The organism is Hyphococcus sp. D3-15, assembly GCF_055809375.1.
Genome location: NZ_CM147910.1, coordinates 2,322,714 through 2,347,739, shown reverse-complemented (window position 1 = coordinate 2,347,739; position 25,026 = coordinate 2,322,714). Strand labels below are relative to the sequence as shown.

The window sequence follows — 25,026 nt, the reverse complement described above, 5'->3', positions numbered from 1 at the left end:
AGCACCCCTATTTCCGCCGTTTTAGCTCACGCGGGGCGTTATACTGGATGGAGCCGCCGCGCCCGGAGAGCGACGGATTGGTCATCATATAGGTGTGGATATTAAACGCCTCGCCGTCCCCGGAGGGAACGACCCGCTCATAATTGCCATCGGATTTCAGTTTCCAGCTCTGGCCTTCATCATTGAGATTGGCGACCATGATGTAATCGAGGATCTGGCTATGCACCGTCGGATTGTCGATCGGGCAGAAAACTTCGACCCGGCGATTGAGATTGCGCGGCATCAGATCGGCGGAGGAGACAAAAACCTTGGCGCCAGGATTGGGCAGGCTGTCGCCCGCGCCGAAACAATAAATCCGCGCATGCTCCAGGAAGCGGCCGACAATACTCTTGACACGGATGTTTTCGGATAGCCCCGGCACGCCCGGACGCAGGCAGCAAATGCCGCGCACCACCAGATCGATCTGAACGCCCGCGCGCGATGCGTCGTAAAGCTTGTCGATCAGCGCGCCATCGACCAGCGCGTTCATTTTCATCCAGATCGCCGCCGGCTTGCCCTTGCCGGCATTGCGGATTTCCTTGTCGATCAGCTTGGTGATGTGCTGGCGCGCATCCAGCGGCGCGATCGAGAATTTTTCAAGCGCGTCCGGCGCGGCGTAACCGGTGATGAAGTTGAACACTTTCGCAGCGTCGCGGCCAATCGCCGGGTCGCAGGTGAACAGCGACAAATCGGTGTAAATTTTCGCGGTGATCGGATGGTAGTTGCCGGTGCCCACATGCGTATAGGTGCGCGCCCCGGTGTCTTCCTGACGCACCACCAGCGACAATTTCGCGTGGGTTTTATATTCGAGGAATCCATACACCACATTGACGCCGGCGCGCTCCAGCGCGCGAGCCCAGCGGATATTGGCCTCCTCGTCAAAACGCGCCTTGAGCTCCACCAGCGCGGTGACGTTCTTGCCGGCTTCCGCCGCCTCGATCAGCGCTTCGACGATCGGCGATTGTTTGGACGTGCGATACAGCGTCTGCTTGATCGCGACGACTTTCGGGTCCGCCGCGGCCTGTTTCAGGAACTGCACCACCACGTCGAAGGATTCATAAGGGTGATGAACCAGAATGTCCTTCGCCCGGATCGCCGAGAAGCAATCGCCGCCATGTTCGCGGATGCGCTCGGGAAAGCGCGGCTCAAACGGCGCGAATTGCAGGTCCGGACGATCCGCCGGGATAAGCTCATTGGTTTGCGCCAGGCCGAGAATGCCATCCACAAACACCACATCCTGCGCATTCGCCTGCAGGCGCTCGCGGATCAATTCGCGCAGATGTTCCGGCGTGCGCGAGTCGATCTTGACGCGGATCACATCACCGCGGCGACGGCGCTTCAGCATGGTCTCAAACACGCGGACCAGATCTTCCGCTTCTTCCTCGATCTCCACATCGGAGTCGCGCAGCACGCGGAAGGAACCATGAGCCTTGATTTCAAAACCGGGAAAGACGTGGTGAATGAACCGGACGATGGTTTTTTCCAGCGAGATGAAGCGCGCCGGCGCGCGGGTTTCATCGCCGGCGGGGGCGTCGGGCAGGCGGATGAAGCGGCCGATCTTCACCGGCACCGGCAACAACGCTTCAAGCGGGGTGCCGTCGACGCGGTTCAGTTCAAAGCACAGGACGAAACCGAGATTGGGCACAAAGGGAAAGGGATGCGCAGGATCGAGCGCCAGCGGCGTCAGGATCGGAAAGATGTTCGACTGAAATTCCTGTTCCAGCCAGACAAGATCGCTTTCGGTCAGTTCGTCATCATTAAGCACGACGACGCCGGCCTCGCGCATGAGCGGCGTCAATTCGCGCCAGCAGCGCTGTTGTTCTTCCATCAGCGCCGCTGCGCGATCGGAAATCATGTTGAGCTGTTCCTGCGCCGACATGCCTTCCTGGCTGACTGCGGAAACGCCCTCGCGCACCTGTCCGCGCAAACCGGCGACGCGCACCATGAAAAATTCATCGAGGTTGCTGGATGAAATCGACAGGAAGCGCAGGCGCTCCAGCAAGGGATGGTTTTCGTTAAACGCTTCTTCCAGCACCCGGCCATTGAAGGCCAGCCATGACTGTTCGCGGTTGAGGAAACGCGCAGGCGCGTCAGGCGCAATCAATGCGGCGCCCTCAATTGTCTGCCTTACACCGTCATCCGCCGCCATCAATGCGCCCCATCATTACCGTCAAAGGTCTTTTATGGCGCCGGATCGCCTTCAGAAAGGTTATCAAGGAGTTTTTGAATGAAAGGCGCAGTGATTTTGCGCTTTTCTTCAAGCGCCGACTGGTCTGCGAGCGCCACAAAGGCCCGCGCGGCGGCGAAAGTGAGCGGCAGGCGCGGCACGGCGTAGTCGATCACCGCCGGGGCGACCGAAACCTGGCGGTCGCGAAAGCCCTTGGCGATGACCGCGCGGATCAGCGCTTCATCGGGGTCGGCGAGCGCCGCCCGGGGGCCGCCTCGATCCGGGTGCGCAGATCCTTCAGTCCCACCGCCCAGGAAGAGGGATGGCCCTCCCCGGTCAGGATGAACCGCCGCCCTTCCCCGGCGCCGCCCTCCAGCGCCGCCAGAAAGCTTTTCGGATCGCCCGGCGGCAGGTCGTCGATGATGGTGAGGCGGGCCTTGGGCGCGGTGACGAATGTTGCTGCGTCAACGATGACCGGATCGAGGCCTTCGCTCAGGGCTCTGGTGAAATGCGTCTTGCCGGCGCCTTGCGGTCCGCTCACCACCAGCACCGGGGCGGTGTCGGCGAGCCACGCTTCGCCGGCGCGCCATGCGGCGTCATTGGCGGCGGCGCGCACAAACGCCGCGCGTTCATAACGCGGCGGGGCGGCTGGCAGGTTCAGCGGCAATTGGCGCATGCTTGCTGTTTTCACAGCAGACGCGCTTGGGTCAGAACTGGGCATAGGCCTTCAGACGGGGTGTCCCCGCAGATGATGAAATGCAGATGATTTAATATTGCTGGACGCCGGTTTCGCCGCCGTAATTGGCGGGCTGCACCGGCGAATTGTCATCCGTCGCGCCAAAGCGTCGGCCGCGGCGGTCACGCAAGCGCACTTCCTGCGCCGTCGCCGGCGTCGCCACCAGCCAGCGTTCGCCGTCATCGGTCCACAGAACCAGACCTTGCGCTTCCATGGCGATGATCAGCTTGGCCGGATCGCCATAAGCGCGGACCAGCATTTCAGCGCCCTTGCGCGACAGGGAACGCACCTGCACCGAACCCACCAACGGGGTGGAGATCAGCGCCGCGCGGATTTTCGACCATTCGCTCAAGGAGCGGAAATAGGCGCTGGCTTCAAGCAGCGCGGCTTCGGTGTGGTCGATCAGGGTTTGCGTCTTCCATGGCTTTGCATGTTTGGCGATGACCACTTCGATGGCTTCCTCGGCGAGCGCGGGGAAATTGCCCGCCGGACGGCGGAACCAGGATTCCGCGAGCACGTCGCCGACCTTGGCGAGATTGAAGCTGTTGGTGTCCGGCCCTTGCGCGGCGACCCCGAAATCCGCCTGCGGGCGGCCATCGGCTGCGATGCGGTTCAGCAAGTCTTCATCAGCGTCGCCCAGATCGGTGCTTTCGCGATAGCCGTTGATCAGCCGCACGCGCAGAACATGCTCGCCATTTTCCTGTTTGAGATACGCATGCGCGACAATCACCTGGCTCACGCCATAGCGGTCGGCAATGGCGGCGAGCGCTTCCTTGTTGATCGCAATCGCCTGCCGCGCGGAAATCGTGCTGGTGTCGTCAAGATCGCCAAGCGGCGCCGTCATCGGCGTCAGTTCGTTATTATAGGGGCGGACTTTCCACGCCGCCATCCAGGGATTGTTTTCCTCCCATAGATAGAGGCCGTTCTCGGTTTGCAGAACCGGCAGCACCAGCGCCATGCGGGTCTGCGCTTCGGAATAGGGAATCTGCGCGTCACGCAACAGCTTGCGGATCGCGGACGGCTTGAAGCGATAGGTGATGTAAGCGCGGTAGGTCTGTGCCGAACTTTTTTCGTTGTAAACTTCAAAACCGGATTCAAGGCTCTCCAGAGTCTCGTCGGTCAGCGTAATGATCGCGCGCGGTTCCGGTCCGAAGGCGCTGAACGTATCCATACCGTCTGGCATGCTGCCCGGCTCAAGCGGGCTGCCCGCGGCGGCGAGTTCATCAGCGGCGGCTCCGTCATGGGCGTCATTCGATACGGTCGGCAAATAGGGCCAGTCATCTTCGACCGTCAGGCGGCGCAACAGGATCTCGATGGCTTTGCGCCGGCCTTCGCGCTGGGCGATGATCTTCGCCGCTGTCGCATTGTCGGCCTGCGCCTGAACCGTCACGCGCGGCACGACGAAAATATCGTCACCTGCCGCCCAAGCGCCGGAAAGACTGGCGACGCACGCCGCCATCATCACTACTGCCCACCGCAACAAATTCATCAAAAACTCCGTTTTCCGGCTCTCATCGACTATAGCCGCCGAATGCGGCCGTTTATAGCCGCGTCAGCGGCTTGAAACGACCCCAATTCGCCCGCCTTTACGATATTTCAGCATGGTCCGCTCATGCTTGACGGGACAGAGGGGCGCCCAGCATAAGAATTGGCGTGATTGCAGTGTGGAGTATCGAATGGGTAAACGGCTAGCAGCCTTAACAGCCGCCGGATTTTTGGGAATTTCCAGCATTGCCGCGCCGGCGGCGCTGGCCCAAGAGGGCGGCCCGACATTGCTGGCGCCGTTTAATTCGCCCGAAAGCATTCAGTCCGCCCTGCTCGCCGAACTCGACGACACGCTTGAACGCTCAATGGCCAGCGGCGATTTCGTCGGCTTCGCGGTCGCCGTCGTGCGCGGCGAGGAAACGATTTTTCTCAAAACCTATGGCGAAACCGAAATTGGCGGCGGCGCGCCCGTCACGCCGGACACGCTGTTTCAGAATCGCCTCCCTGTCAAAGGGATTCGCCTCCAGCATGGTCGGGCTCGCGGTTTCTGAAGGCAAACTTTCGCTCGACGCCCATGCGACGGATTTTGCACCGACGCTCGCGCTGGCCAATGGCGCGGAAAAATCCCTGACGCTTGAACAATTGCTGAGCCAGCGCACCAGCCTGCCGCCCAACGCCTATGACAATCTGCTGGAAGCGGGCATCGCGCCCGATGCGATCCTGCCGCAATTTCGCAAAGTGCGGCCGATCTGTCCGGTCGGCCAGTGCTACGCCTATCAGAACATCACCTATGACATTGCCGGCAGGGCCGTCGCCAGCGTCTATGGCCAACCTTTCCCGGATCTCGTCGCGGCGCGCCTGTTCACGCCGCTCGGCATGAATACCGCATCTTATGGCTTCGAGGCGCTGACCCAGAGCGCCGACTGGGCGCGTCCGCATTTGCGCAAACGCAACCGGGACAAGACCGCGCCGCCCAATCCGTGGGAAGCGATCGACGTCAAGACGCCCTATTACGCAACGCCCGCCGCCGGCGGCGTCAACGCCAGCATCAAAGACATGGCGCAATGGCTGAAGGCGCAAATGGGCGAAACGCCCGAGGTCCTCTCCCCGCAAGTGCTCAATCTCATTCACGCGCCGCGCGTCGACACGCCGTCGGAATCGCGCCGCATGCGCGCGGTGATGTCGAATTTGCGGGCGTCGAAATACGGCTATGGCTGGCGCGTTTATGATTATGGCGGCACCCGGGTGATCGCCCATGGCGGCTCTGTCGATGGCTATGGCGCCCAGATCGCCTTCATTCCAGAGCTTGAGACCGGCATTGTGATCTTGTCCAACACCCGCACCAGGCGGCTGTGGAGCATTGCGCCGATGTTTCTCGATTTGACCCTGGGACTGCCCCACAAGGACTGGCTGGCGCTGGAGGATATCGCGGCGGCAAGCGCCGGATCGCCGTAGTCACGCGCGGCGCCGGTCGCCGCCAAGCTTGCCCAACCGGGCTCCCCCGCTAGGACGGCGGCCATAGGCAGGCGCCGATTCCGGCCCTGAGCGGAGCGATAAATTCGGCCTGAGCGGAGCGATCATTTCGGCATGAGCGAAGCATATAAAAAAGCTGGCGTAGACATCGATGCGGGCGAACGCCTGGTCGACGCCATTGGCCCCCTGGCCAAGGCGACTGCGCGCCCCGGCGCCGATGCGGCGCTGGGCGGTTTCGGCGGCATGTTCGATCTCAAAGCCGCCGGCTTTAAAGACCCTATTCTGGTCTCCGGCACGGACGGCGTCGGCACCAAGCTGAAAATCGCATTCGAAACCGGTCTGCATGACACGATCGGCGTCGATCTTGTCGCCATGTGCGTCAATGACGTGTTGGCGCAGGGCGCGGAGCCGCTTTTCTTTCTCGACTATTTCGCCACCGGCAAGCTCGACGAAAACACCGCCGCGCGGGTCGTCGCAGGCATTGCGCGCGGCTGCGCCGATGCAGGCTGCGCGCTGATCGGCGGCGAGACGGCGGAAATGCCCGGCATGTACGGACCGGGCGAATATGATCTTGCGGGATTTTGCGTCGGCGCGGCGGAACGCGACCGCTTGCTGCCGCGCAAGGTTTCCGCCGGCGATGTGATGATCGGCCTCGCCTCCTCAGGGGCTCATTCCAATGGCTATTCGCTGATCCGCAAGATCGCGGCTGACGCCGGCGCCAAATATGATGCGCCCGCGCCGTTTGATGCGTCGCGCTCCCTTGGCGAAGCGCTGATCGCGCCAACGCGCATCTATGTGAAAAGCATTCTCGGCCTGCTCGATGATGAAGGCGTCAAAGCCTTCGCCCATATCACCGGCGGCGGGCTTACCGACAACACGCCGCGCGTGCTGACCGACGACCTTGCGCCGCGCTATGATGAAAGCGCGCTCGCTCTGCCGCCGCTGTTTCAATGGCTGAAAGAAGCCGGCGGCCTGTCGGATGCGGAAATGCGCCGGACCTTTAATTGCGGCATTGGCGGCGTTGTCGTGGTCGCGCCGGATGCGGTCGAGGCGGCCTTGTCGAAACTCGCCGCCTCCGGTGAAGATGCGCGGGTCATCGGCGAGATTGCGAGCAACGCGTAATGGCGAATGCGCGCATCGCAGTCCTGATTTCCGGCCGGGGCAGCAATCTCCAGGCCCTGATCGACGCTTGCGCGGACCCGGACTATCCCGGCGAGGTGGCGCTGGTGATTTCGAACCAGCCGAAAGCCGGCGGCCTTGAGCGCGCCCGCAAAGCCGGGATCAAACGCGAAGTCATCGATCACAAGGATTTTGAAAGCCGCGAAGATTTCGAAGCGGCGATCAACCATGCGCTGAAGACCGAAAAGATTGATTTCGTCTGCCTCGCCGGATTCATGCGGGTGCTGACCGGCGGGTTCGCCAGCGACTGGCGCGGCCGCCTGATCAATATTCACCCTTCCTTGCTGCCTTCATTCGAAGGTTTGCATGTGCATGAACGCATGATCGAAGCGGGCGTTAAACTCGCCGGATGCAGCGTGCATTTCGTTTCAGCGGAAGTGGACTCCGGACCGATCATCGGCCAGGCCGCCGTGCCGGTTCTGCCAGGCGATGACGCGGACAAACTCGCCGCGCGCATTCTGGTCGAAGAGCACCGGCTTTATCCCGCTTGCCTGCGTATGCTGATCGACGGAAAAGCGCGGCTGACCGGCGCGACGGTCACTTATGACGAAAGCGTCAAAGCAACCGGCGCGCTGATCAATCCCCCTGCTAGTTAATTACGACGTCGCGGCGTCAAGCTTTTCGAAAAACGCCAGCACGCGTTTTGCGTTGGCGCCGAGATCGGAACCGCCAACCCGTGATTTCGAACGCACATCGACGCGGGTCATCGACCCTTCCGGCGTCAGGCGCACAACAAAGTCATCAATGAAGCCGAACCAGGCGGATTTATAACTCGCCTCGATCAGCCAGCCATCATCGGTCAGCGTTTCATCAAGCAGTTCCATATTCATCGCCTGCACGATTTCGCGCACGATCTCCGCGGTTTCATCAAGCCCGGCATTCACCTTTCTCGGCGTGATGTCGGGAAACGCTTCGATCTGCGCTTCTTTGACCGTTTTCGCCGGCGCGGCGGGATCCAGACTCGGGACCGGATCATCGCCCAGATATTCCGGCGGATTGAGCCGCTCGGCTCCGGCGCCGGCGATAATCTGCGGGGGATTATCGAAATCCGTGGTGATGTCATGAATGAACGGATTGGCTTCGAAATCGGCTTTCATCTGCAATGGCACCTGGCCGAGCGCGCCGGCGATAACCGCCGACAAAATCGCGACGACGCCGAGACCGCGCGAGCGCATAAAGAAACTGATCACGCCGGTGAGCGCCGCCAGTCCCGCCGCCGTAAACAACGGCGACAAGGCAATCGGCCCCACATCAATCGGCGTTGAAACCTTGCGGATCATGGTCAGGCCGTCGCCCCATGACCACCACCCCATTTGCGACCCCGGTCCGGCCGCAGCAATCACCAGCGCGCAGCCCAGCGCCGCCAGCAAGAAAAGTATCGTAATAATTCGCATCAACTAGCCCCTGGATACAAATGCCCCGGCGGGACCATAACCCAAGCGTTAGCGCATTGCACGGGGCGCCGCTGCATGTGATTTGCCTGCCCATGCCGGTTCCGCTAGCGTCGCCCTATACCGGGCCGGTAGCGGAATGGAGCGACAACGCCATGTGTGACGAGCAGACAGCGCAAGAGAATAAAGACTATCTGAAGCGCAATAGCGCGCTCTCCCGCCGTGATTTCAACGTGCTCGCCGCCGGTGCGGGCGCTGCAATAATTCTTCCCGCACCTGCGAACGCGAAAGACGTCAGCGAATCCGATGTCACCATAACAACGCCCGATGGCGAGGCGGACGCGTATTTCGTGCATCCGGGCAAGGGCGAGCATCCCGCAGTGATTATCTGGCCGGATATCAAGGGCATTCGCCCGGCCTTCCGGCAGATGGGCAAGCGCCTCGCGCAGTCCGGTTATTCCGTACTCGTTGTAAATCCCTATTACCGCACCGCCAAAGGCGCGGTGATTACGGTAGGCGAAAGCTTTTCAGATCCGGCCGTGCGCGAGCGCCTGATGCCCCATGCCAGGTCGCTTTCGCCGGAAACAACGGTGACCGACGCCCATGCGTTTGTGAAATTCCTCGACGCGCAGGATTGCGTTGATACGGCGCGGAAAATGGGCGTCACCGGCTATTGCATGACCGGCTCTTTCGCCATGCGCTGCGCCGCGGCGCTGCCGGAGCGTTTCGGCGCTGTCGGCTCGTTCCATGGCGGCGGCCTTGCGACCGATGAGGCTGACAGCCCGCATCTGTTGATCCCGCAGATGAAAGCCAGCACGCTCATCGCCATCGCCGAAAATGACGACGCCCGCGATCCGGAGGCCAAGACGAAATTGCGCGAAGCCTATGACGCGGCGGGCCTTGCGGCGGAAATCGAAGTCTATGAGGGCGCGATGCATGGCTGGTGCCCGCCGGATTCCGACGTGTACAACGAAGCGCAGGCAGAGCGCGCATGGTCGCGGCTGCTGGCGTTGCTCGAAAACTCGCTGGCGTAATCTTGAATTAGCGCTGATCGTTCCTATCTGTGTGAGAAGAGCAGAGGGAGCGCACCTATGGGCCGTCCGGTCACCATCACCATCTCGCATGACCTCGGCAAGGACGAGGCGCGGACACGCGTGCGCGACGGTTTTGACAAGCTGAAAGGCGCCATGACCGGCGGCATGATGTTCAAATTCGCGGAAGAATGGACGAGCGAAGACACGCTGTCCTTCACCGCGAAAGGTCTCGGGCAAAACATCACCGGCACGATCGATATTTTCCCGGCCCATATCCGCATCGTCGCGACATTGCCCGGCGTATTGGCGACGATCGCCGAAACTGTCGCTGGCCGCGTTGAAAAACAGGGCAAGCTCCTGCTTGAACAGAAATAATCAACTCACGGGCAGGACGGGTTTTCACGGCCCTTTCCCGACAGCATTTCCTTCGATATCGCGCGCGTCGGCAAATATAGCGGATGATTTAGGATCCAGGCGCTTTGATGCGCGCCAAACTGGTCTGTGAGCGACGTATTTATTTCTGACAATTCCGCTGGAGACGGCATCCATTGAAAAACCTGAACCGCATCGTCAGCATCAAAAAGCCGATCATATAAATCGAAATCCTCAGACGTTTCGTTTGGCCATTCTTCAAGAAACAACCGGTCAAAATCCGAAGTGAACCGCTCCTCGCCGCCAAATTTCAGCAGCGCTGAAGCAGCATCGAAGGCGCGCAGGCTGCATTGTTTCGGATCAAGTTTGAGGTAAGCCTTGCCTGATCGCTTGCGCGTCTCGTGCTTTAAATAGCACCGGCCCAAAGGCTCGAACTGTCGCTGCCAAATGCGCGAGCGAATGTCGGAGATCACAGATACGCTTGTCGCAAAATATCCGTGACCGAGAAAACTCGTCGCGAGTTCCGTCGTATCAATGCTGGTGATACCGCAAACCAACGGCATGGTGCTCGCTCGCCCGGCGCGGGGCGAACCGGTTTTCAGGGCTTTTGATAGACGCAACGCCTTGTCGCGATCAGACGCATATAGCGTAATTCTTTCAGCGATCGTCAGTAATTCCCCAACCCGGCGCTGACGTTCAAGCTCGCGCGCATCCTGGTCTGGCGCAGCCAGAAACAATTCGCCGATCAGGGGCTCTTCGCGAGTCTGGTCCTCTAAATATATCTCCCTCAGTGCGCGCAGGACGTAACGATTGCCCATGCTGTGCGCCAGGATGTGGACTTTTTTTGCGCCGGCGACTTCAGCAGCAGTCTGAATAAACTCTGCGAGATCGGCGACGGAATGGTCATGCACCTGCGCGTCGCGACCATAATCAAAAAGGAGCCGCCCGCCGGCCAGGAATAAAACATTGCCGCGCCGTCAAAGGCGAGATCATAAGTCAATTGCGCGGTGCGTTTCGCTGCATCGGAAAACGACACATTATATCCATGCACAAAAATGAACGCGCCTTCCTCCCTGTCACCGACCGCAGCCTTAAGTCGTGTCTGAAATTCCTCCTTCGAAAGCGGCTCGGGATCTTTAAGCGAGAAAAAGCGTCCGCGATCCTTGCCGTCATCCCAAGAGCCGCGCAGCAAGGGCGCGCCAAGATCTAGCAACGACGCTTCGAGCGTAATAACGCCTCTTTCGCCTTCGCCATAGCTGACGGCGCCGGAGTAAAACTTCTCAGGGCGCACACTATTGTTTCGCCCGCGTTTTCCGCGTTTACGCGTCGTGCCATAATACAGATCAACCGAATAGGTTGAGCCCTCGATCTCTCCAGGCAAGGACGGTCCGCCGGATTTCCCGCCGGTGACGACTATGACATCCGAACTGTCTTCAATGCGGCTCAAGGTGAATTGAATGTTCGTTGCTTCCCCCGGCGTGATCTCTGACACCCTCAATCATCGTGGGCGTGAACTCTGCTGCGGAGATGCTTATCGAATATTCGCCATTGAGCGGCAAACCCGTTAGTTCAAAACGGCCATTATCGTCCGTCGCGGTGCGATATACCTTTCCGGTTGCGGCGTTTACCGCGAAGACTTCAGCATTAGCAACAGGCGCGCCGCTCTCCTCGGATACAACAACGCCCGTCAGCACCCCTAGAACAACAGATGCACTTCCCGCTTGCGATTCCGAAGAAGCCTGTATGCGCCAAATATCTTGTTGCGCCACCTGACTGAAGGAGGCGACCTTCGCCGGATTGCGAATGATTGGGGGCGCCGCCTTCACTTCAGCGAAATCGCGATCAAATATCGGCAGTTCTTCCTCGAGAGTGTAAACCGTGTCCGAAACGCTCTCCACACAGCGCGCACGAAAACCTTCCTCTTCCACAAACAACGCGCGACAGAATTGATCGAAGAGGTCCGCGCGCGCTTCCGCCGCCTTCATCCACCCCGATGCAAATGGAATAGCGAATTCGCGCTCAAAAAAGAATTCGCCTATAACTTCTATGATTACACCGTAAAAATCATCCTCAATCGCAGACAGTCTGGCTTGCGGAGATTCCCACTCTGCTGCCTCGTAAGCTTCCGCAAGATAACCCGTTGCGGCGCTTATCAATAAGCCATGCGCCTTTTCGCGTTCGCCGAGCCGATCAAACAAAATGGCTTTGTCGATTATATGAGTTCGCTCACCGCTCCCTTCCCACCCGTCATCACTCGCGCTGATGCGTTCTGCACGGTCATAGGCCGCCAGCGCCTTTTCAATATCAAGTTCTGGCGATGCGGCGATGATACGTCCGTAATTCACTTCGAAATAATAAGGATCTACATTTTCCCATAACGGAATAAATGTTTCGACGCCTACCATGTTGCTAAATCGCGATGAAAGCAGGTCGTATATTTCCACTGCGAGCGGGCTTCCTTTGCTTTCGCGTGCAAAGGACAACAAATGATCAACAATGAATGTCGCGAGCTCCCTATCGGAACGCACCTTGCATCCGAGCGAACTCGAAAGCTTGATGACTGCATCACCATCCAGCGCCTCGTCAGCCGCGAAAACTGGGAGCAATTGATCTAGAATTGGCGCAAGGACAGATATGCGCGCGCGTATCATTTCCTCACCCGCACTCAAAGCCGCCTCTGTGTCGCCTGCTTTGGCCTGCAGAGCGCGCATCTCGGACAACGCATAATCGAAAACATAGTTTTCGCCGGGCTCGCCGGATCCGTCGCGGCACAATAATGGTTCGTCACCGCCTGCCTGTTCGCTCAGACGCCCCGCCTCAAAATCGATTTCGACCACAGCGCGCAGCGACGCGAGCCGAACCGAATCGTCTGGCGCAACGCCATCGGACTGAAAGCGCTCGGCGTCATCATAATAATCGAAATCATGATCCTCCCAGTCGAGATCCTCGGGCTCCAACTCTTTTTCATCATAAGCATCGCGCCACGCATCAACGCGCGAATGATCCAAGGACAGAATATTGTACGCATCTGCGTACATGCCTCGCGCTTTAGCCAAATCGCCGGAAGCGCGCGCCTGATCAGCCACGCGGATCGTAAATGTCGCGTAATCGGCGGGTCTCGCCTCGTCATCAGCATCCAGTTGAGTGAGAAGCCGCCCGCCCAGCGCCACGGCGCGTTCATGACGCCCTTCCGCTTCCGCATTGAGAAAGTCGGTGTAAATTTGGTTTTGGTGGTGCAACCAGCCTGCATAGGCCGCATAGATTGCGACCAGCGCCAGAAAAACGATACGCAGATTCGTCATCACGCTTTCCCCGTGAGCGTATGCCAACCTTCAATGATCGTAGAATTAAATTATAACATCGACGCGACGAACGGCAATATTCAGTACTTTAGCGCACTTGTTGCAGTACAGATTGCATGCGAGCCGTTCGATTTTTGTCCTCCGCCCCTTGAAAATCCTCCCGCACTGGGGTCTGTTAGCGATAACAATAACGCCCCGGCTTGATGGCTGCAGGGCGAGGGAGGAAAGACACTATGACGACTCGAGTGAGAACTGCGTTATTCGCCATGACGGCGATGGCCGGGATATTGGCCGCCGGATCCGGCGCTTATGCGGATGACCACGAAAAGCCATATCTGGACACTTCGCTGACGCCGCAGGAACGCGCCGCCGACCTTGTCTCGCGCATGACGCTTGAAGAAAAAGCGCGCCAGGTCGGCAATGACGCGCCGCGCATCGAGCGCCTTGGCGTTCCCGCTTATGAGTGGTGGAACGAAGGCCTGCACGGCGTTGCGCGCGCGGGTTTTGCAACCGTCTTCCCCCAAGCCATCGGTCTCGCTGCGAGCTGGGACAGAACAACCATCGAAGAGATGGGCGAAATCATCCGCACTGAATTCCGCGCCAAACGCGCCGAAGTGCTCGATGAACATGGCGGCTCCCTGCGCTATCAGGGCCTGACCGTTTGGTCGCCCAACATCAACATCTTCCGCGACCCGCGCTGGGGCCGCGGACAGGAGACCTATGGCGAAGACCCGTATCTGACCGGACAGATCGCGATCTCTTTCATCAAGAGTTTGCAGGGCGACGACCCGGAGCATCCATGGGTCAACGCGACAGCGAAACATTACGCGGTGCACTCTGGACCGGAATCCAACCGTCACCGCGAGGATGTTTATCCGTCTGCGTATGATCTCGAAGACACCTACCTCCCCGCCTTCCGGGATGCGGTTGTCGATGGCGGCGTCGCGGCGATCATGTGCGCCTATAACGCGGTTGACGGCGTTCCCGCTTGCGCCAGCGAAGACCTGATGCAAACGCGTCTGCGCGACGATTGGGGCTTTAAAGGCTATGTGCTGTCCGATTGCGGCGGCGCGGCGAATGTCTATCGCGAAGACAGCCTCAACTATGTGGATACCGGCGAAGAAGGCGTCACCGTCGCCTTCACGGCGGGCATGGACCTGATCTGCGGCGACTACCGCAATAATTGGAGCATGGAGGCGGAGCATATCGTCGCCGCCACGCAAAGCGGCATGCTCGCGCAGTCAGTGCTCGACCGCGCGCTGGTGCGCTTGTTTACGGCACGCATCCGGCTCGGCCTTTTCGAAGTGGCGCCGGAAGCGGCGTATAAGGATGTGACGCCTGCGGATAATGACACGCCGGAACATCGCGCCTATGCGGAAAAGGTCGCGGAAAAGTCGATGGTGCTGCTGAAGAATGACGGCTTGCTGCCGCTCAAGGAAGCGCCGGCGAAAATCGCCGTGATCGGCCCGAATGCGGACAGCCTCGATGCGCTGATCGGCAATTATTACGGCACGCCGACCCATCCGGTGACCGTGCTCGAAGGCGTGCGCAAGCGCTTCGCGGACTCCGAAATAAAATATGTTCAGGGTACGGGTCTTATCGGCCCGGCGGAAACCAAAGTGCCGGACAATGTGCTGTGCCAGGACAAGGATTGCCGCCGCAAAGGCCTCAAAGCCGAGCATTTCGATAATGAACAATTGCAGGGCGAGCCGGTCTCTTCCGGCATTGAGCCGAATGCGGCGTTTGAGTGGTTCATTCCCGAACTGCACACCTCTGCGCGCTGGACCGGCTATCTGAAGGCGCCGGAATCCGGTGAGTACCGCTTCCGCTTCGCCAGCCAGAATGGCTATCGCGTCTATATCGGCGACACGGCTGTTGTCGATGAATGGGGCGTCGGCGATGCGCCGTCCATCGCTTCCGGCGCGATCGAACTGGAAGGCGGGCGCATCTATCCGATCCGCGTCGAGGGCTTCCAGCGCGGATTGCGCGGCGACCAGCAACTGGTCTGGAGCTTGCCGAGCGAAAGCCGCGAGCCCGCGCTTGCCGCCGCGCGCGACGCAGATCTGGTGATCTTTGTCGGCGGCCTCACCGCGCGGGTCGAAGGCGAAGAAATGAGGATCGCCGCAGCCGGTTTCGCCGGCGGCGACCGCACCAGCATCGGCCTGCCCGAGCCGCAGCTTTCACAATTGAAAGCCATTCATGAAACCGGCAAGCCCATCGTGCTGGTGCTGATGAACGGTTCGGCGCTGGCGGTGAACTGGGCGGATAAAAACATCCCGGCGATTGTCGAGGCCTGGTATCCCGGCGGACAAGGCGGCGACGCGGTCGCAGGCCTGATCGCCGGCGATTACAGCCCCGCCGGCAGACTGCCGGTCACCTTCTACCACTCCGTCGACAAACTGCCGGGCTTTTCCGACTACACAATGGAAGGCCGCACCTATCGGTATTTCGAAGGCGATGTGCTGTATCCGTTCGGCTACGGGTTGAGCTACACCAGCTTTGACTATGGCGAACCGCAACTTTCAGCCGCCAGCATCAAGGCGAATGAAGAAGTCGTCGTTTCCGTCGATGTGACCAATACCGGCGACATGGACAGCGACGAAGTGGTGCAGCTTTATGTGACGCACAAAAACGTCTCGCCGGCGCCGATCCGCGCCCTGCAGGGCTTTGAACGCATCCATCTCAAGGCAGGCGAGACCAAAACCGTATCCTTCACCTTGAAGGACCGGGCGCTCTCCACCGTCAAGAAGAATGGCGACCGGCGGATTCGCAAAGGCGATGTGGATATCTGGGTCGGCGGCGGACAGCCGGTCGGCCGTGAAGGTCTCGATGTCCCGCCGGGCGGCGCAACGACATTGCGCATCACCTCTTCGGCGAAGCTGCCGAAATAATTTGCGGACTATAAAAAACGGGCGCCGTCTTTCAACACGGCGCCCGTTTTTTCAAATTAATTCTTGTCGAACAATTCCAGCGCGCCAACAGTCATCGCCTGAACGCCTGTTTTGAGGGCGGGCTCTGCTTGCGGTGCAAAGAACGGCGAATGATTTGACGGCGGCGGCGGGGCCTTGCCTTCCGCTGCATCTTTCAGCGCTTTGGCGTCCTGCGCCCCGGTCCAGAAAATCACCGTCGGAATATCGTCTGTCGTGCGGCCAAAGCGGGAAAAATCCTCCCCGCCCATGCTTGGCGGACGGGCGTAGACGCGTTCCGCGCCGACGCTTTCGGCGATCGCGCCCATGACGCGCTTGGTCATATCCTCGTCATTATAGGTCGCGGGTGTCGCGTCGCTTTCAATATGCACTTCCGGCATGAGGTCTTCCGGCAGGCCGGCCGAGCGCGCCTGAGCAATGGCGATCCGCTTAATGCCGGAAAGCAGTTTATCGCGCACGCCGTCTTCATAGGAGCGCACCGTCAATTGCAGATGCGCCTGATCCGGGATGATGTTGTGCTTATAGCCTGACTGAAATGCGCCAACGGTAACAACGCCCGCCGATTGCGGGTCAATCTCGCGGCTGACCAGGGTCTGCAGCGCATTGACGATTTGCGCGCCGATGACAATCGGGTCCTTACCCATTTGCGGCGCGGAGCCATGGGCGCCGATGCCGTGAATGATGATGTCGACGCTGTCCACATTGGCGAGCGCCCAACCCGGCGTATAGGTGACGTCGCCCGCCGCATCCCAGCCGGATGTGTGGGTCGCCAGAATGTAGTCAGGTTTCGGAAACTTTTTGAACAACCCGTCTTCGATTATCGCCAGCGCGCCAAGCCCCACTTCCTCCGCAGGCTGACCAATGATCATCAGCGTGCCGGCCCATTGATCCTTCATCGCCGCCAGCCGGCGCGCCGTGCCGATCATGATCGCCATGTGGCTGTCATGGGCGCAGGCATGCATCACCGGCGCTTCCTGACCGAGATAGTCCGTGGCGACGACTTTCGAGGCGTAAGGCAGGCCGGTTTTCTCCTCCAGCGGCAGCGCGTCCATGTCAGCGCGCAACATGACGGTGGGCCCTTCGCCATTTTCCAGCACCGCCACAAAGCCATAGCCGCCGACGCCTTCAAAGACCTCGCCGGCGTCCGCCTTGGCTTTGGCTTTGGTCCATTTGTCGCCAACCCCGGCAGTCACAGTGAAGCCCAGCCCTTCAAGCTCTGACATCATCCGTTTGGCGCTCTCGCTCTCTTTAAGGGACAGCTCCGGATTTTGGTGGAAGTGCTTGTAAAGGTTGAAAACATAGCCGTAATCCTGAGCGACGGCGTCGGCCAGCTCATCAGCGGACGCGGCGCTGGCGAGGGCAAGGGAGCCAGCGGCGGCAAGCAACAGTTTTTTCATGTAATCCTCAGGTCTATTACGGTTTCAACTCAGCGAGCGGGCGACACAGCCAGCCTTAGCGAAAGCCACGCCTAGCATCTGTTTGGCGATTCTCTCAAACAGTCGGAGATTGCCTTTAACGCCCGCACTTGCGCCGGCAGTCTAGCCCATTCGTTGAAAACGCCTAGCCCGAAGCCGGAACCGCAATATGTCATCCAACTCTCTCCCTGACCGCTGGCGCTCGGAAATGACCGCAGCGTTTCTCGCCCGCGCCGTCGCAATGTCTGAGGGCACGCCTGCGGGCAAGAAGCTGTTTGAGAACATGGCCGAAGCCGCCGAGGAGCAAGCGGAGATCATCGCCAAGGAAATGGGCGGCGCGCCAGCATTCCAGCCGTCGCTTCGCGCCCGCCTGATCAAACGCCTGATCGCCATGGCCGGCCCGCGACGCATGCGCGCCATTCTCGCCGCGACCAAAGTCAGGGGCGTTTCGTTTTATTCCGGACCAGCATTGCGGCCGGGCCATCCCATGCCGACCGATGTGGAAGCGATCGGCAAACGTCACGGCAGCAGCGGCGGAACACTGCGCGCAGCCGTGTTCGGCGTGAATGACGGCCTGATCTCCAATACGTCGCTGGTGATGGGGGTTTCCGGCGCCGCCCTCGCCCCCGATGCAGTCGTGCTGACCGGCATTGCGGGCCTCCTCGCCGGCGCATTTTCCATGGCGGCCGGCGAATATGTCTCCGTGCGCTCGCAGCGTGAAATGTATGAGCACCAGATCGGGCAAGAGCGCGAAGAGCTGGAGCTTTATCCGGAAGAAGAAGCCGAGGAATTGGCGCTAATCTATCACGCCCGCGGCTTGCCTTTGGAAGATGCGCGGATGATCGCCAACGACCTGATCAAAGATCCCGAAGCCGCGCTGGATGCGCTGACGCGCGAGGAGCTGGGCCTTGATCCGGATAATCTCGGCTCACCGGTCGGCGCCGCCTTGTCGTCTTTCACCGCTTTCACCGGCGGGGCGATCATTCCCCTAACGCCGTTCTTCTTCGGCGCCGGCGCCAATGCGGTGCCGGTCGCGGCGGGCCTTGCGGGGATCAGCCTGTTCGCCATTGGCGCAATGCTAAGCTTGTTCTCAGGCAAGAGCGCGCTGGCTGGCGGCGCCCGCATGGCGGTGATCGGCGCAATCGCGGGCGGCGCCACTTATTTCATCGGCAGCTTGTTTGGCGTGGCGATGGGCTGACGCGTGTTTTAAGCTTTTGCGGAAAGCACCATCGCTTCGGTCTCCGCCCAAAGACGCGCCGCATCGTCATTATCGACGATCCAGGATGCGGCGTTGCGCCAGCGCGGCGCATCCGGCGTAGACATCGCGGCGATGTCGCAATCTTCGCAATATTCGCCGCCGCGATCTTTCAGCAACGGACTTGTCGCGGCCCAGAGCAAGGTCGCCGCGCCCTGCTCCGGCGTTTTGACAAATTTCCGCGCCTCTTCCGTAAGCGCGCCAGTCTCGGTGACCCACCCCATCGCCTGTAACTCATTGCGTTCAAGATGCCGCTGAATCGGCGTCATCACCGCACCGGGATGCACGGAGAAAGACTGCACGCCATCCTTGCTGCGCCGATTGTTCACCTCAAGCGCGAACAACGCATTGGCGGTCTTCGACTGCGCATAGGCGACCCATTTGTCATAGGGCTCCTGCATGAAATGCATGTCGTCCCAGCGGATTTTGGATCGCTTATGGGCGACCGAGGCCGTGGTGACGACGCGCGCGCCATTGGCGTTCAGGAGATAAGGCATCAATTCGCGCGTCAACACGAAGTGACCCACATGGTTGACCGCAAACTGCTTTTCCCAGCCCGGCCCGATCCGGGTTTCCGGACAAGCCATAATCCCCGCATTGTTGAAGAGCAGATGGATCGCCGTATGCAGAATCGCCGATTTCCGCCGCGCATTCATAGACGCTGGTCAGATTGGCGAGATCCATTTCGACAACCGCCGCGGCGACGCCCGCGGAGGCCAACGCTTCATTTGCTTTCGCCCGATTGCGCGCCGGAACAATAACTTCCGCGCCCGCCGCTGTCAGCGCCTTCACAAGCTCCAGACCAAGACCGGAAGAACCGCCCGTCACGACCGCCGTCTTGCCGGCGACTTCCACGCCCTTCATCACCTCGGCGGCAGTGGTGGTCGGCCCAAAGCCGGTTTTGAGGGGGATCTGGTTCTCGGCAGGCATTGGAAAGACTCCTTGGACGCAACATAATAAGGTTAATCTCCCCGCAGCGGCGGACCTTAGGGCGCGCCGCCAGCAAGCGCCACCCGCCTCCAGACCCTTGCGTCGCTTTCTCGTGGGCGACACTCGGTTCGTCGCACGGCGCCTTGACTACATTTGTAGTCTATGTGTAGCCTACATTTGTAGTCGACGAAGGGAGCCATAGCGCCGGATGACCAGCCAGATCACCAAAGCCGAGTTTCAGATTATGGATGTGTTGTGGGGTGAAAGCCCGATGGCCGCCACCGATGTCGCCGAAAAGCTTGCAAGCGAGACCGGCTGGAGTTTGAAAACCGTCAAGACGCTGTTGTCTCGCCTGGTCGAGAAAGACGCCATCAGTCATGAGCCGGACGGCCGGCGCTTTCTTTATCGCCCGAAAGTCACCCGCGACTCCTATGCGCGCGGCGCCACCAAAAAACTGGCGGAACAACTTTTCGGCGGCCGCGCGGCGCCGCTTGTCGCGCATCTGGCGGAAGGCGACGGGCTTTCCCAGAACGACCTTCACGAACTTGAAACGCTTCTCAAGGAGTTGAAACGTGACAGTCATTGATCTTGTCCGCTGGATCGCGGAAACCTCTTTTGCGGTCAGCATCCTGGTTCTCCTTGTGCTGATTATTCGAAAGCCCTTCACCAGGGCGTTCGGCGCGCGCGCAGCCTATGCCTTGTGGCTGGCGCCGGTGGTGCGGCTGTTCCTGCCGGAACTGAAGCTGCTGCCCGCCCCGGCGGCGGCGCCCGCCCCCGTCGCCGTTGCGGTTGACCCGGCCATCGTCTGGGAAACCGCAAATGTCGCCATGACCAACGCGGCGCCGGCCTTCGACTGGGCCTCGCTTGCCGCCGCCGTGGCGTTGATTTTGTGGGCGACCATCGCCTTCGCCTGGTTCAGCCTGAAACTCGAGGCGCAAAACCGCTATTCACGCGAACGCATGGCGAGTTCCGAACCGGTCTCCCCGGCGGTCGCCGAGATGGGGCGGACAATCGCCCGCGCTCTTGGCCTGCGCCGCGCGCCCTTGTTGCGCATCAGCAAGGACGATGAGTCCGGTCCCTGCGTCATCGGGCTTTTGCGCCCCGTGGTTTTTCTGCCGGAAGGGTTTGAGCGCAATTACACCGATTGCGAACAGCGCCTCGCCCTCGCCCATGAAATCGCCCATGTGGCGCGCGGCGACATGGCGGCGACCTTTGCAGCCTTCGCCTTGCAGGCGCTGCAATGGCCGAACCCGCTAGCCTATATCTCTCTGCGCGCCTTCCGCACCGATCAGGAAGCCGCCTGCGACGCCTATGTTCTCGCACGCTGCGACGCGGGCGGTCACGCCGCCGGCGATTACGCAGCCGCGATCGTGAAATCCGTCCGTACAGGCGCCAAAACCCCGGCCTACGGCCTCGCCCTCGCGCACCCAGTAAAGGAAAGATTGATGCTGTTGAAATCCCCCAAGAAAAGCCGCCTTCGCCTGCTCGCAGGCGCCGCCGCTGTCGGCGCCTTCACCGCCGCGAGCCTCGCCGCGACCGCGTCTTATGGGTTTGCTGACGAACAACCGGAGAAAAAGGAAACCCGTGTCGTCACCAGCAAGTCTGTCAGCCGCACCATCATCCATGCCGACAAGGGCGAGAAGATCGAAATTGAAGGCGTCAAAGGCGTCGGCAAAGTCGACATCAAAGATGAGAATGGCGAACGCACCGTTCGGCTCTATGACGAAAAAGGAAAACTGATCTCCGAAAATGTTTACGGCCCCGATGCGGAGATGCCCTTTTCGTCGATCACCGTGATCAAGAAAGACGGCGAAGTACAGGACATCAAAATCGGAGAATCCGGTCTCGACCATGATGTCGTCTTCTACGCGGACGGTTCAGACATTCCGCTCCCCCGACGCCTCCCGGCGTTGAACGCCGCGTCATGGTCGTTCGCGCTGACAAAGACGGCAATGTCATGCATCCAATACCGCCTATGCACCCCATGCATGAAGCCGGCTGCACCGGCGTCGATGGCGAAGTCGCGGTGTTCGAGTGGAAAGACGAAGATGGCGATGAAACCAGCAAGACCATCACGCACGACATCATCTGTCTCGACGGTGAAGACGCCGATCCTGAACGGCGCGCCGAAGCCCTTCGCAAGGCGATCACCATGATGGAAAAGCAAGCCAAGATAGAGGCGGAACGCCGCGAAGCGCATATCGCCAAGATGAAACAAGAGCTGAAAAAAGCCGAGAAAGAAGCGAAGAAGAAATAGTCCTTCGCCAACTGAATCGAAAAGGCGCAGCGGGTGACATCGCTGCGCCTTTTTTGTTTGTCCGCCCGGCGCCGCCGCCTGGCCGCTTAGCCCCAGGCTTGTCCGATATGGGAATAGGCGACGCCGCCATCGACCGCGAGCGTGTCGCCGACCACATAGTCTCCTGCGCGCGAGGCTAGAAACACCGCGGCGCCGGCCATGTCGGTCGGCTTGCCGATGCGCTTGGCGGGAATCATATTCGCGACCGCATCGCCATGGTCTTTCGCCGCCTTGTTCATCTCGGAGGCAAAGGCGCCCGGCGCGATTCCCGAAACGCAGATATTGTCGTTGACCAGGTGCGCCGCCATGCGCCGGGTCAAATGAATGACCGCCGCCTTCGACGCTTGATACGCATAGGTTTCCCACGGATTGATCTTGATACCGTCAATGGAGGCGATGTTGATCACCTTGCCGGGACGCTCGGCGCTGGCGGCCGGTTTCATCAAGCCGTAGACCTTCTGGGTCATGAAGAACAAGGACTTCACATTGAGGTCCATGGTCTTGTCCCAGCCGCTTTCGGGATAGTCGGCAAATTCCGCGCCCCATGCGGCGCCCGCATTGTTCACCAGTATGTCGAGTTTGGTTTCGTGGGTCGCGAGTTCCGCGGCCAGCGCTTCGCATCCGGCGACGCTTGAAAGGTCGTGGGGCAGCGATACGCAGGTTCCGAATTGCGAAAGCTCTTCCGCCGCCTGATCGCAAGCGGGGGCCTTTCGCGCGGTGATATAGACCTTGGCGCCCTGCTCCAGAAAGCCCTGCGCGATCATCTTGCCGATGCCGCGCGAGCCGCCGGTGACCAGCGCCACGCGCCCTTCGAGCGAGAATAAGTCTTTCATCATGGGGGACTCTCCTATTGTGGAGGGTAATACCAGAAGCGTTTCACCTTGCCGTCAATGATTTCATACACAACGACGGAGGCCTGGCTTTTGCGTTCGCCGCCTTCTTCCCAGACCGGGCGTTCGACGGCGGTGACGAAATTGCCGTTCACCGAAATATGCTCAAGGCTCGATGAGACGGATGGATAGGCTTCGAAATAGGCGATCAGTTCGGTGTGCAGTTGCGCAGCGGAGGATGTGACGACGCTCGCCTGCTGTCCGGAAAGCTCGATCCAGGTCACATCCGATGTCCAATAGCTGCGCATTTTATCGGCGTCGTGGGCGTTGAACGCCGCCATCAATCCGTTGACGATTTCAACATTATCTCCCGACGCCATCTCCGGCGCGTGACGTTCCGCATCCGGCGAACAAGCGACGAGGAAAAGCGCCGCGAAGAGGAAACCGATTACCCGCATCTTTCTCCGCCTACTCCGCACCGAATTGTTCACGCCACGCCGCCACCTGATCGTCCTCGATCTTGGCGAAGAGCACATCCGCCGGCGTAAATGGCTCGCCGCCCTTGAACCGCGACAGCGCTTCGCCCGCCGATCCCGGCCAGCACGAGGCGTCGTCCGGGTCAAGGCCGAATATAGCAAACATCTTATCCGCCGTGAACGGAATGACCGGACGCGACAGCACAGCGAACAGCGCGATCAGATTAAGCCCGCAGCGCACGGAAGCGGCCGCCTTCTCGCGGTCCTGCTTGATCGCGGTCCACGGCGCGGCGATTTGCAGATATTCATTCCCCGCAACCCAAATGCCGCGCAAATCGGCGAAGGCCTTGCGGAATTCCATCTGCTCGAGATTGGCCGTGTATGACTTGATCTTCGCATCGAGCTCTTTTTCAAGCGCCGCTTCCGCCTCGCCATAAGCGCCTTCGGACGGCACTTCTTCGCTGAAGCGCGCGCTGCAAAAACGGGTGATGCGATTGACAAAATTGCCGAGCACATCGGCGAGGTCCTTGTTCACGACGCCTGCGAAATGCTCAAGCGTGAAGGAGGCGTCGTCGGATTCCGGCGCATTCGCCATCAAATGCCAGCGCCAATAATCCGCAGGCAGAAGATCCAGCGCCTGATCCATAAAAATGCCGCGATTTTCGCTGGTGGAGAATTTTCCGCCATACCAGGTGAGCCAGTTCAATGACTTCAATGCGTCGACGGTCTTCCACGGCTCTTCAGAACCGAGGATCGTCGCCGGGAAGCTCACCGCATGGAAGGCGACATTGTCCTTGCCCATGAATTCAACATAACTGACATCATCCGCGCCTTTGTCGGTGCGCCACCAGCTCTCCCAGTCGCGCCCGGTCGCCTGCGCCCATTCTTCGGTCGCCGCGATATATTCAATCGGCGCATCGAACCAGACATAGAAAACCTTGTTCTCAAAACCGGGGCGCGCCTTGCCGTCATAAGCGACGGGAATGCCCCATTTGAGATCGCGGGTGATCGAACGATCGCGCAGACCTTCTTTCAGCCATTTGCCGGCGATGGATTTCGTCAATTGCGGCCAGTCCGGTTTCGACGCGACCCAGTCGGCGATGCGGTCCTGCATTTTCGATTGCAGCAAATAGAGATGCTTGGTCTCGCGCACTTCCACATTCTTGGAGCCGGAAATCGCCGAATACGGATCAATCAGTTCAATCGGATCAAGCAGGTTTCCGCAATTGTCGCATTGATCGCCGCGCGCCTTTTCATGTCCGCAATGGGGGCATGTGCCCTCGACATAGCGGTCGGGCAGGAAACGCGCATCATCGATCGAATAGACCTGCTTGTCGGTGCGCTCGTCGATCAGGCCCTTTTGCTCCAGCACATGGGCGAAATGCTGGGTCAGGCGGTGATTCGGCGCATTGGAGGACCGCCCGAAATGGTCGAAGGAGAGCCCGAATTTCTCCCCCGCCGCCTTCTGGATCTCGTGCTGCTCGCGGCAATAATCGGCGACATCCTGCCCGGCGGCGCGGGCGGCCAGTTCCGCCGGCGTGCCATGCTCATCGGTGGCGCAGATGAAAAGCGTCTCGACGCCCTGCTGGCGCTTGAACCGGGCATAAACATCGGCCGGCAGCATGGAGCCCACAAGGTTTCCCAAGTGCTTGATTCCATTGATATATGGGAGCGCCGAGGTGATCAGAATGCGGGCCATGCGGGGACTTTCCTTGAGTT

The 25,026-nt window shown here is 60.1% G+C and carries 22 protein-coding genes and 2 pseudogenes; 11 read left to right on the top strand and 13 right to left on the bottom strand.

The genetic code is table 11. The annotated features are described in order from the left end of the window. Positions 1-7 precede the first annotated feature (7 nt). The 4 genes from AC0L8G_RS11590 to AC0L8G_RS11575 all read right to left on the bottom strand — a co-directional run bounded on the left by AC0L8G_RS11590 (position 8) and on the right by AC0L8G_RS11575 (position 4,431). Entirely contained in the window at positions 8-2,188 is a 2,181-nt protein-coding gene (locus tag AC0L8G_RS11590) for an RNA degradosome polyphosphate kinase (protein ID WP_473384351.1), read from the bottom strand. 32 nt (positions 2,189-2,220) lie between these two features. Then, positions 2,221-2,382 carry a hypothetical protein gene (locus AC0L8G_RS11585; RefSeq protein WP_473384350.1) on the bottom strand — a complete coding sequence of 54 codons (162 nt, stop codon included), beginning with the start codon at positions 2,380-2,382 and terminating at the stop codon, positions 2,221-2,223. A 56-nt stretch (positions 2,383-2,438) separates the two neighbouring features. Then, entirely contained in the window at positions 2,439-2,897 is a 459-nt protein-coding gene (locus AC0L8G_RS11580; protein ID WP_473384349.1) for a P-loop NTPase family protein, read from the bottom strand. A 76-nt stretch (positions 2,898-2,973) separates the two neighbouring features. Continuing rightward, a complete protein-coding gene (locus AC0L8G_RS11575; protein WP_473384348.1) occupies positions 2,974-4,431 on the bottom strand; it encodes a DUF2066 domain-containing protein in 1,458 nt (485 codons plus the stop codon). Between the two features lie 187 nt (positions 4,432-4,618). On the opposite strand from AC0L8G_RS11575, the gene AC0L8G_RS11570 reads away from it, so the two are divergent. The 4 genes from AC0L8G_RS11570 (at position 4,619) to purN (ending at position 7,675) form a co-directional block, all read left to right on the top strand. Beyond that, positions 4,619-4,978 carry a serine hydrolase gene (locus AC0L8G_RS11570; protein WP_473384347.1) on the top strand — a complete coding sequence of 120 codons (360 nt, stop codon included), beginning with the start codon at positions 4,619-4,621 and terminating at the stop codon, positions 4,976-4,978. After that, complete coding sequence (locus tag AC0L8G_RS11565) at positions 4,956-5,882, top strand: serine hydrolase domain-containing protein (RefSeq protein ID WP_473384346.1); 927 nt, start codon at positions 4,956-4,958, stop codon at positions 5,880-5,882. Before AC0L8G_RS11570 ends, AC0L8G_RS11565 begins: the two co-directional genes overlap by 23 nt. 132 nt (positions 5,883-6,014) lie before the next feature. After that, positions 6,015-7,022: a phosphoribosylformylglycinamidine cyclo-ligase gene (gene purM, locus AC0L8G_RS11560; protein ID WP_473384345.1), complete on the top strand. Its 1,008-nt coding sequence runs from the start codon at positions 6,015-6,017 to the stop codon at positions 7,020-7,022. Further along, positions 7,022-7,675: a phosphoribosylglycinamide formyltransferase gene (purN, locus tag AC0L8G_RS11555; protein WP_473384344.1), complete on the top strand. Its 654-nt coding sequence runs from the start codon at positions 7,022-7,024 to the stop codon at positions 7,673-7,675. Before purM ends, purN begins: the two co-directional genes overlap by 1 nt. Here purN and AC0L8G_RS11550 read toward each other — a convergent pair whose 3' ends face one another. Next, positions 7,676-8,473 carry a DUF1499 domain-containing protein gene (locus AC0L8G_RS11550; RefSeq protein ID WP_473384343.1) on the bottom strand — a complete coding sequence of 266 codons (798 nt, stop codon included), beginning with the start codon at positions 8,471-8,473 and terminating at the stop codon, positions 7,676-7,678. Positions 8,474-8,625: 152 nt separating this feature from the next. Between AC0L8G_RS11550 and AC0L8G_RS11545 the strand changes: the two genes are divergently transcribed. Together AC0L8G_RS11545 and AC0L8G_RS11540 are read left to right on the top strand one after the other, a co-directional pair. Beyond that, positions 8,626-9,504 carry a dienelactone hydrolase family protein gene (locus tag AC0L8G_RS11545; RefSeq protein ID WP_473388858.1) on the top strand — a complete coding sequence of 293 codons (879 nt, stop codon included), beginning with the start codon at positions 8,626-8,628 and terminating at the stop codon, positions 9,502-9,504. Between the two features lie 57 nt (positions 9,505-9,561). Beyond that, entirely contained in the window at positions 9,562-9,879 is a 318-nt protein-coding gene (locus AC0L8G_RS11540; protein WP_473384342.1) for a polyhydroxyalkanoic acid system family protein, read from the top strand. A 5-nt stretch (positions 9,880-9,884) separates the two neighbouring features. Here the strand turns inward: AC0L8G_RS11540 and AC0L8G_RS11535 are convergent. Both AC0L8G_RS11535 and AC0L8G_RS11530 read right to left on the bottom strand, forming a co-directional pair. Beyond that, a pseudogene (locus tag AC0L8G_RS11535) lies at positions 9,885-11,167 on the bottom strand (alpha/beta hydrolase). Between the two features lie 142 nt (positions 11,168-11,309). Beyond that, positions 11,310-12,713, bottom strand: a complete 1,404-nt coding sequence (locus AC0L8G_RS11530) for a carboxypeptidase-like regulatory domain-containing protein (RefSeq protein ID WP_473384341.1) — start codon at positions 12,711-12,713, stop codon at positions 11,310-11,312. A gap of 87 nt (positions 12,714-12,800) precedes the next feature. Between AC0L8G_RS11530 and AC0L8G_RS11525 the strand changes: the two genes are divergently transcribed. Together AC0L8G_RS11525 and AC0L8G_RS11520 are read left to right on the top strand one after the other, a co-directional pair. After that, positions 12,801-13,382, top strand: a complete 582-nt coding sequence (locus tag AC0L8G_RS11525; protein WP_473384340.1) for a hypothetical protein — start codon at positions 12,801-12,803, stop codon at positions 13,380-13,382. Positions 13,383-13,411: 29 nt separating this feature from the next. Beyond that, positions 13,412-16,069, top strand: coding sequence for a glycoside hydrolase family 3 protein (locus AC0L8G_RS11520; protein WP_473384339.1), 2,658 nt, complete (start codon positions 13,412-13,414; stop codon positions 16,067-16,069). A gap of 56 nt (positions 16,070-16,125) precedes the next feature. Here the strand turns inward: AC0L8G_RS11520 and AC0L8G_RS11515 are convergent, their stop codons facing one another. Beyond that, a complete protein-coding gene (locus AC0L8G_RS11515) occupies positions 16,126-17,502 on the bottom strand; it encodes an amidohydrolase (RefSeq protein ID WP_473384338.1) in 1,377 nt (458 codons plus the stop codon). A 226-nt stretch (positions 17,503-17,728) separates the two neighbouring features. On the opposite strand from AC0L8G_RS11515, the gene AC0L8G_RS11510 reads away from it, so the two are divergent. Next, positions 17,729-18,718, top strand: a complete 990-nt coding sequence (locus AC0L8G_RS11510) for a VIT1/CCC1 transporter family protein (RefSeq protein ID WP_473384337.1) — start codon at positions 17,729-17,731, stop codon at positions 18,716-18,718. Between the two features lie 8 nt (positions 18,719-18,726). On the opposite strand, the gene AC0L8G_RS11505 is transcribed toward AC0L8G_RS11510, so the two are convergent. Beyond that, positions 18,727-19,362 (bottom strand): SDR family NAD(P)-dependent oxidoreductase, encoded by a 636-nt coding sequence (locus AC0L8G_RS11505; RefSeq protein ID WP_473384336.1) that lies wholly within the window; start codon positions 19,360-19,362, stop codon positions 18,727-18,729. Positions 19,363-19,468: 106 nt separating this feature from the next. Beyond that, positions 19,469-19,639, bottom strand: a pseudogene (locus AC0L8G_RS11500) (SDR family NAD(P)-dependent oxidoreductase); the annotation flags it as partial. Between the two features lie 274 nt (positions 19,640-19,913). On the opposite strand from AC0L8G_RS11500, the gene AC0L8G_RS11495 reads away from it, so the two are divergent. Then, positions 19,914-20,291 carry a BlaI/MecI/CopY family transcriptional regulator gene (locus AC0L8G_RS11495; protein ID WP_473384335.1) on the top strand — a complete coding sequence of 126 codons (378 nt, stop codon included), beginning with the start codon at positions 19,914-19,916 and terminating at the stop codon, positions 20,289-20,291. Further along, entirely contained in the window at positions 20,278-21,861 is a 1,584-nt protein-coding gene (locus AC0L8G_RS11490) for a M56 family metallopeptidase (protein WP_473384334.1), read from the top strand. Before AC0L8G_RS11495 ends, AC0L8G_RS11490 begins: the two co-directional genes overlap by 14 nt. Positions 21,862-22,048: 187 nt before the next feature. Here the strand turns inward: AC0L8G_RS11490 and AC0L8G_RS11485 are convergent, their stop codons facing one another. The 3 genes from AC0L8G_RS11485 to metG are packed head-to-tail and all read right to left on the bottom strand — an operon-like array spanning position 22,049 to position 25,006. Next, positions 22,049-22,837: an SDR family oxidoreductase gene (locus AC0L8G_RS11485; RefSeq protein ID WP_473384333.1), complete on the bottom strand. Its 789-nt coding sequence runs from the start codon at positions 22,835-22,837 to the stop codon at positions 22,049-22,051. An 11-nt stretch (positions 22,838-22,848) separates the two neighbouring features. Further along, positions 22,849-23,289 carry a nuclear transport factor 2 family protein gene (locus tag AC0L8G_RS11480; protein WP_473384332.1) on the bottom strand — a complete coding sequence of 147 codons (441 nt, stop codon included), beginning with the start codon at positions 23,287-23,289 and terminating at the stop codon, positions 22,849-22,851. A 10-nt stretch (positions 23,290-23,299) separates the two neighbouring features. Further along, positions 23,300-25,006 carry a methionine--tRNA ligase gene (gene metG, locus AC0L8G_RS11475; protein WP_473384331.1) on the bottom strand — a complete coding sequence of 569 codons (1,707 nt, stop codon included), beginning with the start codon at positions 25,004-25,006 and terminating at the stop codon, positions 23,300-23,302. Between the last annotated feature and the right edge of the window lie 20 nt (positions 25,007-25,026).